This is a genomic window from Natrinema salsiterrestre, from assembly GCF_029502005.1.
GTDB lineage: Archaea > Halobacteriota > Halobacteria > Halobacteriales > Natrialbaceae > Natrinema > Natrinema salsiterrestre.
Genome location: NZ_JAMQOT010000001.1, coordinates 253,792 through 264,404 on the forward strand (window position 1 = coordinate 253,792; position 10,613 = coordinate 264,404).

The window sequence follows — 10,613 nt, forward strand, 5'->3', positions numbered from 1 at the left end:
GGGGGCAGGTTGAACATAGTGAGGGGCTGGTACTTTATACGTATCTCTCGTATCGTGTATATCCGTTCACCGTCGGCGAGGTCAACGAGACAGAGAATGCAACAGGAACACATCGACGCAGGCAAGGCGATACAGAAACGGACCGGGAAGACGTTCTATCTCGCGACGCGGTTCCTTCCCGAGCGAGTGCGTCACGCCACGCACGTTCTCTACGCGTTCTTCCGAATCGCGGACGAGGTCGTCGACGACGCCGACGACGTGGATCCGGACGTCCAGTGGGCGCAACTCGAGGATCTCCGGGCCCAGGCGCTCGGCGACCAACCGCCCGACGACCCGGTCCTCGAGGCGTTCGTCGAACTCAAAGCGGAGTACGGGATCGAGGACGCGGAGGTCGAGACGTTCATCGATGCGATGGCCACCGACATCGAAACCAGCCGGTACGAAACCTACAGCGAGCTCGAGTCCTACATGCGAGGGTCGGCCGCATCGGTCGGGGTGATGATGACCGCGATCATGGAACCCGAGGCCGAGGCGGCCGCGATTCCCCACGCCGTCAAGCTCGGCGAGGCGTTCCAGATGACGAATTTCCTCCGCGACGTCCGCGAGGACATCGTCGAGCGCGATCGGATCTACGTGCCACAGGAGACGCTTCGGGACCACGGCGTCGACCCGGCTCAGATCGAACGACTCGAGCACTCCGAGTCGTTCGGGGCGGCGATGGCCGCCGAACTCCAGCGCACCGAGGACCTCTATCGGGAGGGGGTCGCCGGCATCCGGTACCTGCCGGAGGACTGCCAGCTCCCGGTCTTGCTGGCGGCGGTCCTCTACGCGGAACACCACACCGTCATCCGCGCACAGGAGTACGACGTGCTCTCGGCGGAGCCGTCGCTGTCGACGGCCCGGAAACTGTGGTGTCTCGCGAAGACGCGCTGGCACTGGCACTGGAACCGGGATCCCGAGGCGGTGTTCCAGCGGGTCTCGGCGGTTCCGGCGGCCGAACACGGGCGCCGGAGCTCCGAACACGGGGACGGCGTTCCCACCCGGTCGTAATCTTCGGCATATCAAACCCCATAATATAGTGGCTCTTCTTTCGTAGGTCCCGCGCTCGAACACGGGAGTATGTCCACGAAATCGAACTCGGAGATCGTACACGAGGAACGACGGATGGCCCGAACGACGGCGATCGGTCTCGGCGTGTGGCTCGCCCTGACGATCGCCGCCGTGGTCCTGTTGCTCGCGTTCGGGGACGCCATCTCGAGTCTCTTCGTCTGAGGAGCGTCGACGATCCGTCCGGCCGATTCACTCGGAGATATCGTCGGTCGTCAGGGCCGTCGTTTCCGCCACGATGAACTTCGCCAGCTTCCGTTTGGGGTGTTTGTCGACGAGGTGATCCTCGAGTTGCTGGCCGGGGGACGGCAGGTCGCGACAGACCGGACACTCGATCGGCTCACGGGATGCCATATCAGTGACTGGGCACTCGGGACCAAAAGCCGTCTGCCGGCATGCTCGTCTCGTCGTCCGAGAGGACGTCGCGGGGGTCGCTATCGCCCTCGAAGGCGCTCGGGCAGCGCCCCGATCACCATCTCCGGGCCGTAGCGATCCGTCCGAAGGAGACCGAGACAGAACAGGCCGGCGACCCCGGCAGCCAGCCAGTTTCCGAAGAGTACGTTGATCGTCCCCCAGAGCAAGACGAAGCTCACCAGATCGTCCAGGGCGAACTCGCAGGTCCGAACGCGCTCGAGCACGGCGTCCCGGTCGAACGCGAGATCCACGAGGACGACGGCGACGGTCCCCGAGAGGAGCCACCCCCAGTAGTTCGACGCGGGGACGCCGTAGTAGCCTCCGGGCGGGACGTACGCCCAGAAGCCGATGGCGACGGCCGCGGGGTCGAGCACCAGATCGACCGCGACGACGGCGGCGATCGCCGCGAGGAGACGGGGGAGGACCCGCGTCGCCCGCTCGCGGAGCACGAGGAGCGTGAGCAGGTACGCGTTCAGTACGAGGGGCACGAAAAACAGCGGCAGCGCGAGAGGGACCTCGCCGCCCAGCATCGGCCCGAGCCGAATCCCGTACTCGAACGCGCCGTAGGGCCAGTCCGTTCTGACGCCGACGAGTTCGATCGCGTAGGTGTAGCCCGTTAGAATTCCCAGAAACCCGACCGCCCGTCGGTCGAACGTCGGCAGCAGGGCGACGACCAGCGGCGAGCGCATCACCAGCGTGCCGAACAGGATCAGCAGGGGATTGTACGCCAGCGGTTCCGGAAGAATCTCCAAGGCGCTGCCGACCAGCGTTATCGCCCCGATAACGGGGAAGACCACCGCGATGGTGAACCGGTTCTCGCGGACGAGGGCCTCGAGGCAACGCTGGACCCGCTCTCGCGTCGTCTCCGCACCGGATTCGTGGGACTCGGTGTCCAGTCGGTCATCGCTGTCGCCGTCGCCGTCGCGACCGTGCCGCCTCGAGTCGGGAGCCGACTCCGGGCTCGAGGGCGAGCGAGTCGGGTCCCCGCTATCCATAGAGCAGCCTCCAGAGACCGCCCATCGTCAGGACCGCGCCGACGACCGTGTTGATCGCCGGGAACCACCAGTAGGCGCGATCGACGGCGACGCTCGCGGTGGCGATCGCGGCCACGAGCGCCGGGTAGACCAGCATGAGTGCGCCCAGCCGAACGTCGAGCGCGCCGAAGGCGGCGGCGCTCGCGAGCCAGCACGCGCCGCAGTAGGCGTAGGTTCGGCGTTCACCGAGGACCGTCGCGGTGGTTCGGGTTCCCGTTTCGCGATCGGGTTCGATGTCGGGAATCGCCGAAAACGTGTGCATCCCCATCGCCCAGAGCCAGCCGCCCGCGATCGCGAGCAGCGGCGGCTGGCTGCCGGCGACGGCGGCGTACGCGGCCGCGCCCGGCGTAATGTAGAGCCCGTTCGAGACGGAGTCGAGGAGCGGCGTCGTCTTGAACCGGGCCGGCGGCGCGCTGTACGCCGCGCCGAGGACGAGAAAGGCGACGAGCCACGGCACCGCGGCCGTCCCGACCAGCGGGACGAGGGGGATCGGCAGGGCTGCACAGAGCCCGACGGCCGCGGGAACGTATCCTTGCCCCCGATAGCGCGCCTCCTTCGTCTCCTTCTTCGGGTTCGCCGCGTCGATCTCCCGGTCATAGATATCGTTGATTCCGTAGAGGAACACGTTCGCCGGCAGGAGGAAGTACGCGAACAGGCCGATCACAGTCGGGGAAAACAGGTCCTCGACGGACGCGGCGGCGTAGGCGACGCCGACGACGACCGGGCCGGCCAGATACAGCCAGAATCGCGGCCGCGAGAGCGTCAGCAGGTACGACAGCTGTTCGCCGACGCTGACCTCGCTCGGGGCCGCCGATTCCTGAGTCATGGGTGGTGTCTCGAGCGCGCAGTGCCGTTCGTCCGCGAACGAGCGGATCGTCTCGAACGGACCGCTGTCGGACGCGTTCGGGCAGCCCGGTGGCCTCGTCGCGGTCCCGTCACGGCCGGGGTTCGATGCCGTGGTCCTCGAGTACCGCCTCGGCCGTCAGATCGCCGCTGATGAGACACATCGGGACGCCGATGCCGGGTGTGGTGTCACCACCCGCGAAGTAGAGTCCATCGACTTCGCTCGACCGGTGGGGCGGTCGGAAGAGGGCCGTCTGCCGAAGGGTGTGGGCCAGTCCCAGCGCCGTTCCCTCGCGGCTGTTGTACCGACTCGCGAAGTCGTCGACCGAGAACCGCTCCTCGAGGACGATCCGATCCCGGAGCTCCGTCCCGGTGTTCGCGGCGATATCGTCGAGGACGACGTCGCGATACTGCTCGCGGATCTCGGGGGTGTCCTCGAGTCCCGGTGCGATCGGGACGAGGACGAACAGGGCGCTGTGACCGTCGGGAGCGACGTCGTCGTCGGTCTCCGAGGGGACACAGCAGTAGTAGGCGGGGTCGTCCGGCCACTGCGGGTCCTCGAAGATCTGGTCGAAGTGGTCCTCCCACTCCGTCGGCAAGACGAGCGTGTGGTGGGCGAGTTCGTCGACGTCGCCCTCGACGCCCAGATAGAGCAGGAACGCGGAGGGCGCGTACGTTCGGTCTTCCCAGTAGTCGTCGTCGTGGCCGCGCCGTTCGGGCGTGAGTAGCTCCTGCTCGGTGTGGGCGTAATCGGCGTTGCTCACGACCAGGTCCGCCCGCACCGGCCCCGTCGGCGTTTCGACCTCGAACCCGCCCGTGCGGCCCTTGATCTCCGTCGCCGGACGATCGGTCTCGTACTCGACGCCGAGTTCCGCGCCCATGTCGACGATCCCGTCGATGACCGCGCCGATCCCGCCGTCGGGGTACCAGACGCCGAGGTTGAAATCGACGTGGCTCATCAGGTTGTACAGCGCCGGCGTGTTCGTCGGGGACCCGCCGAGGAACACCAGCGTGTACTGCATGATCTGCTGGAGTTTCGGGTGGTCGAAATAGCCCTCCACGTGGCCCTGCATCGAGCCGAGCAGCGAGAGCCCGCGGGCCTGCCGCGCCACGTCGAGGTCGAGATAGTCGCGCAGCTTCGTCCGATCCTCGTAGACGAAGTGTTCCATCCCGACCTCGTAGTTCTCCTTGGACTTCGCGAGGTAGCGCTCGAGCGCGTCGCCGGCACCCGCCTCGTACTCCTCGAAGACGGCCTTCGTTCGCTCGAGGTCCGGCGTGATGTCCACCTGGTCGCCGTCTTTGAAGAAAATCCGGTAGTGGGGATCGAGATGCGAGAGTTCGTAGTAGTCGCTCGGCGTCCGATCGAAATCGGCGAAGAACCGCTCGAAGACGTCCGGCATCAGATACCACGAGGGACCCATGTCGAATTTGAACCCGTCCTTCTCGAGACGGCTCGCTCGGCCACCCAGCTGTTCGTTCTTCTCGATGACGCGGACGTCGGCACCCGCGTCGGCGAGGTAACAGGCCGTCGAGAGCCCACCGATCCCGCTCCCGATTACGACCACCGACTCGTCCGCCAGCGATTGCATAGTGAACCGTCAGTCACGGGGCGATGTTAAACGTGTATCATACATAGGTAGGGATTCGGACGGGAACCGGTGGCCGTGGCGAGACGGGTGACGGATCGAGCGACGACGTCCGCCCCGACCAGTCCGGTGGGTTCCTGTAGGCCGGTCCCGTAGGGGAGGTATGGACGGAACGACAGCCGTCGTGACCGGCGGCACTCGCGGCATCGGACGGGCCGTCGCCGAGGCGTTCGCGGCCGAGGGAGCCGCCGTCGTCGTGGGCGCTCGAGACGGCGACGAGGTCGGGACGACCGTCGACGCGCTCGAGGACGCGGGTGCGACCGCAGCGGGCCACAGGACCGACGTTCGGGACGAGTACGACGTGGAGCGCCTTACCGAGACCGCCTCGCGAACGGGCGCGGCGTCCGGTATCGACGTCGTCGTTCCCGCGGCGGGCGTCTACCACGGCGAAGCCGGACACACGCCGACGGACGACGAGTCGTATTCGGCGTTCGACGATCACTGGCGGACGAACGGACGCGGCGTCTACGCGACGATCCGCGAGTCTCTCCCGCACCTGAACGACGGCGCGCGGGTGCTCGTCCCGACGGGATCGGTGGCTCGAGACGGGATGGCGGGATACGGCTCCTACGCGATCTCCAAGGCGACCGCGGAGGCGGTAACTCGTGGCTTCGCGGCCGACACCGAGTACGTCGTCGGGTGTCTGGACCCCGGCATCGTCGAGACGGACCTTTCAGGAGCGAACGGCCGCGATCCCGACGCCGTCGCGCCGATGTTCGTCTGGGCGGCGCTCGAGGCGGAGCCGGGCGAACTGAACGGAGCGGTCGTCGGACTGCGCGAGTGGAAAACGGCGACCCGGTGACGGTTCAGAAATCGGTCGCGACGGTCGGCGAGGACGGGACGGCTTCAAGTCTCCCGGATGACCCGCTCGAGTCTCAGAACCCGCCGAAGGCCATCAGGAACAGCGCGACGGCGATGATGGCAAACAGCGCACCGACGCCCTTCTTGATCGTCCCCGTATCCAGCGCGGCGGAGACGTAGGGTGCGATCTGCCCGCCCGTCGCGGCGGCGGGACAGGTCCAGATGACCATGTTCCACGGCGTCGACGCCAGGTTCATCGTGTGACCGCCGGGGACTAACCCGCCGCCGAATACGTGGACGACGGAGGCGAGGATGGCCGTCGAGGCGACGACGATGTGATTCGTGCCGATAGCGATTCGGACGGGGACGTTCGTCCGGAGCATCGAAATGATTCCTAGTTCGCCGATCCCGAAGCCGGCCAGTCCCTGAAAGACGCCGCCGATGCTGTAGTTTGCGAACCGCTCGAGGTAGCCGCCTCGCGAGTACTCGTAGCCGTTCCCGTCGCGGTCCGCACGGGTCACGGTCCCGTTCTCGGCGGTCCGGACCCCGGCGACGCCGGGTTTGGTGGCGTCGTTCGGCAGTCCGCCGTCCGTCGCCACCGCCGATTCACCCGACGCGTCCGGTTCGTCGTGGCTGAGGTCGGCTTTGAGCAACAGATACGCGGCCGCGAGCAGCGCGACCGCCAGCAACGCGTGGAAGACGGGCTCCGGGATGACGAACGAGAGGAACGCGCCGGCGACGACGAACGGGATCCCCCCGAGGACGAGACTGAGTGCCAGCCGACGGTCGACGAGCCCGTGCTGGATGAACGCCAGCGACGAACTCGAGAGGCCGAAGGATTCGCTGAGGAGCCCGATTTTCACCAGCGTCTCGGGTTCCAGGGGATAGGCGAGGAGCGGGAAGATGAAGATGAGGAACGGAACGAAGATCGCTGAGCCGCTGATTCCGACGGTGTTGACGATGGTCGCACCGATCACGAACGGGATGAAGAGCCACCAGTACTCCAACCAGTAGCCGGTCCCGGTACCGTCCGGTGTCGGTGCGAGGAAATACACCCCGAGGACGAACGCCAGTGGTGCGAGGAATACGAGGACGTGCTGATACTTGAGAAACGTCTTCTGAACGCTTGATGACGAAGACGAGGGTGTCATTGAACCGTGAAGCCTGCTATTGGAGGTTACAAATAAGAATATTTCCCTCTCCCAGCACTGTGCCAGCCGTTTGCACATTTGAAGGGAGGAAGACGCGACGAGCAAACGCGGGCGATCGGCTCGAGATCCCGGAAAATCGAAATATCCTCAATATTTATTAGGCCAACCACGGTATATATTACCACAATGAGTTTTCCAGAGGGGTCACGCAAACCGGGTGAGCAGTCCGCAGTGGAGGACAGCGGCGATGCAGTCGATCGCGCCCCGACGGACGGACTCGTCGCGACTGTGCTGGAGCCGCTTCGAACGCACGTCCGGACGTGGGCGGATCGGTACGTGGAGATGCGCGTCGACGCGAGGACCGGGTCTCGAGACTAAGGATCCGTCGCAGTTCGTTTCGGTCGCTTCGATAGCTTCTTTCTGCGTTCCGATGGCTGGCTCTCGAGCCAGCGCGACCGCTACGGGCGGACTGTCGTGCGGAGAAGTCTAGTAGTGAGCGGAACCGAAACCGAGGTTCAATCGATGTGGCCTTCGCGACGCAGTTGATCTGCGTCCTGACCAGTGTAGCGCCATTCGATGGTTGCCTTCTCGTCTTGCCAGTCCCAGGGCTCGGCGACGACGATGTCGTCTTGCTCGATCCAGGTCCGATATTTCATCCGGCCCGGAATGCGGCCGAGTCGCTCCTCGCCGTCCTCACAGCGGAGGCGGACGTGGTTGCCACCGAGGTGTTCGGTTACGACGGCGAATACTTCATCGCTGTTGGGCATACGGAGGTTCCGTCGCCCGGAGTCTTCTGTCACAGTTCCACTACGTGCGGTAGACGTTTAAATGGTTGGGGAGTCGTGCTATCGTACGCCAACATAGTGTCAATTCGTTCACCGTACCCCGCGAACGACTCCACGAACGTGACCGTTCGTCGAAGGAATCACCGCGTCAGTACGTCGAACGAACCGCTGCCACACCGGTCACTACAATTCCCGATCGGAGTCCGGATTCTCGAGTTCCCACAGGAGTTCCGGCAGGAAGGCCTCGAGGTTGTCGATGACGCTGCGCTCGCTGACGTTCAGCCCCTCGCAGTGCTCGTGGGCGGAATCGCGAATGTCGACGTGGAGGTCGCCGTCCTCGAGCCAGACGCCGAGCGGAAAGACCGAACACCGGGTCGGTTTCCAGTCCTCCTCGAGGTGGAGCGAACACAGTCCGTCCTCCCGGAGGAACGCACAGGCCGAGCCGTCCTCGCCGACGTGCTCGTCGCGGTCCTTCGCCTCGCGCGTGACGAACTTCTCGCCGCGAAACTCCGTCGTGGTCTCGGCGAGGTTCGCCCGCTGGGCCAGCTCGAGGAGGTCCCTGTCGTAGAGGAGCACGCCGTGGTGACAACACCACGTACAGTCGTCGACGCACTCGAAGGTGAGGTCGGGATCGAACTCGACGACGACCTCGCGGTCGGGATACACCTCGACGCGTCGGTGGTCAGCGCTCACGACCGTGGAGAGGCGGGTCGGACCCAAGTGCCTTTCTACCCGTCTATTCCACGGCCGCGTCGCGATCGATTTCGAGGACGACCTACGAGCGAACTCCCTCGGACTCGAGCGGCAGTTTCTCCCGTTCGCTCGAGTCGACGACGGTGTTGCGGAGCGTGCCGACGCCCTCGTAGGTGATCTCGACGGTGTCGCCGGGTTCGACGAGGCCGGGGTTGGCGGGGCTGCCGAAGGAGATCACGTCGCCGGGGCGGAAGGTGAACCGGCGTGAGAGGTGCGAGACGATCTCGTCGGGGTCGAAGAGCATCAGTTCGGTGTTCGCTTCCTGGCGGCGCTCGCCGGCCACGTCGGTGTACATGTCGATCCCGCTTGGGTCGACGGCGGTCTCGATCCACGGCCCGAGCGGGCCGGAGGCGTCGAAGGCCTTCCGGGCCGTTCGGCCGCCCTGATCGAGCGCGTCCATATCGTTCAGAATCGTGTAGCCGCGGACGACGTCGGACACCTCGTCTTCGGGGACGTTCCGGCAGGGTTCGTCGATGACGGCCGCGAGCTCGCCGGCGTAGGTCACCTCGTCGCTGAAACTGGGGTAGGGAATCGAATCCCCGTGACCGACGAGCGACGCCGGCGGCTTGATGAAGAAGTCGGGTTCGTCGGGTCGCTCGTACTCCATCTGATCGAGGGTCGCCGCGAAGTTCCGGCCGACGCAGTACAGCGCCGAGGGGTCACAGGGCGGCAGGAAGTCGCCGTCCGTTTCCACCTCGTAGACGCCGTCGTCTGCGTGAACGACCCCGTCTTCGTACCGTCCGGATACCGGTCCATCGTCCGTCGCGATCCGCGCGAGTTTCATCACCGGCGGTCTCGGGGCCGGCGGATTAGTGGTACCGGTTTGACGACGAGCCGATCCGATCAGTAACTCAGTTCGCGGCCGCGGTCTCGGGGCAGATGCAGGGACAGTCTATACCGGATCACCCGACGGAGCGAGAACTGCATGTGCGCTAGCTTCACCGACAACGACGAGGGGAAACGGGTCGTCAACGCGAACGGAGACGAGATCGGCATGGTGAAAACCGTCAGCGGCGGAACCGCCCATATCGATCCCGATCCCGGCATGACCGACACGATCAAATCCAAACTCGGCTGGGGCGACCACGACGAGGAGACCTACCCGCTCGACGACGACGACGTCGAATCGATAACTGACGACGAGATCCGACTCCAGCGCCTCTGAGCGACGACCGAGCTGTTTATCGAGACGCGAGAGCGTCCGCTGTCAGTCGGCAGGGAAGACCCCACAGTCCCGATCACCGAAGGACGCCAAGCAGCTCACCGGAAAATTCTCCTCGAGGGTCTGCAAGCGGACGTTCAGTTACGTCTCGATCTCGAGATCGGCACCTCACTCCTCGATCAGCAGGTACGTTCGGCCGCCGCGGTGCTCGAGCGAAACGGCGTCCGTCTCGAGGTTCGAGCGGACGTATTCGCGGATCTCCGTCGTATGAACGTCGGAGACGTCGATCCGTCGTCGCTGGTCGGCCGTCCGGGCGTCCCGGTCGTCGCTCGACTGGGGCTCGCGTCGAGTACCGTTCTCGGTATGTTCGGTACGGGTATCAGTCTCCTCGACGATCAGTGGCATACGTCTCAATTGGAGAGATAGTACGTCAAACCGACCCGTCCGGAGTGAAAGTGAAAGTGCGAGACGGCGTCTTGGTCCCGGCCGACTCCTATCCGAGCGGTTTGAGCTCGATCCGGTGTGGGCCGTCATCCGTCTCGAGCGTAACCGAATCGGCGATCGCCTCGCGGGCCCGGGCCTGCCAGTCGTCGACGGCCTCGGCGTGTCGCTCCCGGACGCGGTCGGCTTCGTCCGCGTCCGCGTTCTCGAGTGCGGACTCGAGGTCGGGGTAGTCGGCGACGACGTCGTCCGCGATGACGTCGGCGGGCGACAGGTGGACCGCGCCGGTCAGTTCGGTGTCGTCGACGCGGTAGACGTGGATGCGGGCCCGCATCCGGCCGTGAAACGGCGGCGTCACCCGGAGGACGGCGTCCCCCGGGTTCTCCCGACTGTAGATGTAGGCGTCGACGGCGTCCTCCGGCGACAGTGCGATCGAACGGATCGCTGACGGGTCGTCGTCCTCGACCATCGGCCGA

Annotated in this window: 15 protein-coding genes; 5 read left to right on the forward strand and 10 right to left on the reverse strand. The window is 65.6% G+C overall.

Annotated elements, in window-relative coordinates:
* Nucleotides 1-96: 96 nt before the first annotated feature.
* Together NDI89_RS01185 and NDI89_RS01190 are read left to right on the forward strand one after the other, a co-directional pair.
* Entirely contained in the window at nucleotides 97-1,050 is a 954-nt protein-coding gene (locus NDI89_RS01185) for a phytoene/squalene synthase family protein (protein ID WP_277519666.1), read from the forward strand.
* 69 nt (nucleotides 1,051-1,119) lie between these two features.
* Nucleotides 1,120-1,272, forward strand: coding sequence for a hypothetical protein (locus NDI89_RS01190; RefSeq protein WP_277519667.1), 153 nt, complete (start codon nucleotides 1,120-1,122; stop codon nucleotides 1,270-1,272).
* 27 nt (nucleotides 1,273-1,299) lie between these two features.
* Here NDI89_RS01190 and NDI89_RS01195 read toward each other — a convergent pair whose 3' ends face one another.
* From NDI89_RS01195 to NDI89_RS01210, 4 genes are all read right to left on the reverse strand, one after another.
* The gene (locus NDI89_RS01195; RefSeq protein WP_277519669.1) at nucleotides 1,300-1,461 is read right to left on the reverse strand and encodes a hypothetical protein; all 162 of its coding nucleotides are present in this window, start codon (nucleotides 1,459-1,461) and stop codon (nucleotides 1,300-1,302) included.
* Nucleotides 1,462-1,541: 80 nt separating this feature from the next.
* Nucleotides 1,542-2,516 (reverse strand): bisanhydrobacterioruberin hydratase, encoded by a 975-nt coding sequence (gene cruF, locus NDI89_RS01200; RefSeq protein WP_277519670.1) that lies wholly within the window; start codon nucleotides 2,514-2,516, stop codon nucleotides 1,542-1,544.
* Nucleotides 2,509-3,381 carry a prenyltransferase gene (locus NDI89_RS01205; RefSeq protein ID WP_277519671.1) on the reverse strand — a complete coding sequence of 291 codons (873 nt, stop codon included), beginning with the start codon at nucleotides 3,379-3,381 and terminating at the stop codon, nucleotides 2,509-2,511. Before NDI89_RS01205 ends, cruF begins: the two co-directional genes overlap by 8 nt.
* Before the next feature lie 109 nt (nucleotides 3,382-3,490).
* Nucleotides 3,491-4,987 (reverse strand): phytoene desaturase family protein, encoded by a 1,497-nt coding sequence (locus NDI89_RS01210; RefSeq protein ID WP_277519672.1) that lies wholly within the window; start codon nucleotides 4,985-4,987, stop codon nucleotides 3,491-3,493.
* Between the two features lie 160 nt (nucleotides 4,988-5,147).
* Here NDI89_RS01210 and NDI89_RS01215 point away from each other — a divergent pair, with 160 nt between their 5' ends.
* Nucleotides 5,148-5,846: an SDR family NAD(P)-dependent oxidoreductase gene (locus NDI89_RS01215; RefSeq protein ID WP_277519673.1), complete on the forward strand. Its 699-nt coding sequence runs from the start codon at nucleotides 5,148-5,150 to the stop codon at nucleotides 5,844-5,846.
* Between the two features lie 73 nt (nucleotides 5,847-5,919).
* On the opposite strand, the gene NDI89_RS01220 is transcribed toward NDI89_RS01215, so the two are convergent.
* Nucleotides 5,920-6,996 (reverse strand): sulfite exporter TauE/SafE family protein, encoded by a 1,077-nt coding sequence (locus tag NDI89_RS01220; RefSeq protein WP_277519675.1) that lies wholly within the window; start codon nucleotides 6,994-6,996, stop codon nucleotides 5,920-5,922.
* A gap of 186 nt (nucleotides 6,997-7,182) precedes the next feature.
* Here NDI89_RS01220 and NDI89_RS01225 point away from each other — a divergent pair, with 186 nt between their 5' ends.
* A complete protein-coding gene (locus NDI89_RS01225) occupies nucleotides 7,183-7,374 on the forward strand; it encodes a hypothetical protein (RefSeq protein ID WP_277519676.1) in 192 nt (63 codons plus the stop codon).
* Nucleotides 7,375-7,511: 137 nt separating this feature from the next.
* Here NDI89_RS01225 and NDI89_RS01230 read toward each other — a convergent pair whose 3' ends face one another.
* The 3 genes from NDI89_RS01230 to NDI89_RS01240 all read right to left on the reverse strand — a co-directional run bounded on the left by NDI89_RS01230 (nucleotide 7,512) and on the right by NDI89_RS01240 (nucleotide 9,318).
* A complete protein-coding gene (locus NDI89_RS01230) occupies nucleotides 7,512-7,796 on the reverse strand; it encodes a translation initiation factor eIF-1A (protein ID WP_081603348.1) in 285 nt (94 codons plus the stop codon).
* A 168-nt stretch (nucleotides 7,797-7,964) separates the two neighbouring features.
* The gene (locus NDI89_RS01235) at nucleotides 7,965-8,474 is read right to left on the reverse strand and encodes a YkgJ family cysteine cluster protein (RefSeq protein WP_277519679.1); all 510 of its coding nucleotides are present in this window, start codon (nucleotides 8,472-8,474) and stop codon (nucleotides 7,965-7,967) included.
* A gap of 82 nt (nucleotides 8,475-8,556) precedes the next feature.
* Nucleotides 8,557-9,318 (reverse strand): fumarylacetoacetate hydrolase family protein, encoded by a 762-nt coding sequence (locus NDI89_RS01240; protein ID WP_277519680.1) that lies wholly within the window; start codon nucleotides 9,316-9,318, stop codon nucleotides 8,557-8,559.
* Nucleotides 9,319-9,459: 141 nt separating this feature from the next.
* On the opposite strand from NDI89_RS01240, the gene NDI89_RS01245 reads away from it, so the two are divergent.
* The gene (locus tag NDI89_RS01245; RefSeq protein ID WP_277519682.1) at nucleotides 9,460-9,699 is read left to right on the forward strand and encodes a PRC-barrel domain containing protein; all 240 of its coding nucleotides are present in this window, start codon (nucleotides 9,460-9,462) and stop codon (nucleotides 9,697-9,699) included.
* A gap of 165 nt (nucleotides 9,700-9,864) precedes the next feature.
* Here the strand turns inward: NDI89_RS01245 and NDI89_RS01250 are convergent, their stop codons facing one another.
* Together NDI89_RS01250 and NDI89_RS01255 are read right to left on the reverse strand one after the other, a co-directional pair.
* Nucleotides 9,865-10,101: a hypothetical protein gene (locus NDI89_RS01250; RefSeq protein WP_277519684.1), complete on the reverse strand. Its 237-nt coding sequence runs from the start codon at nucleotides 10,099-10,101 to the stop codon at nucleotides 9,865-9,867.
* Nucleotides 10,102-10,189: 88 nt separating this feature from the next.
* Nucleotides 10,190-10,606 (reverse strand): DUF8009 family protein, encoded by a 417-nt coding sequence (locus tag NDI89_RS01255; protein ID WP_277519685.1) that lies wholly within the window; start codon nucleotides 10,604-10,606, stop codon nucleotides 10,190-10,192.
* Nucleotides 10,607-10,613 lie beyond the last annotated feature (7 nt).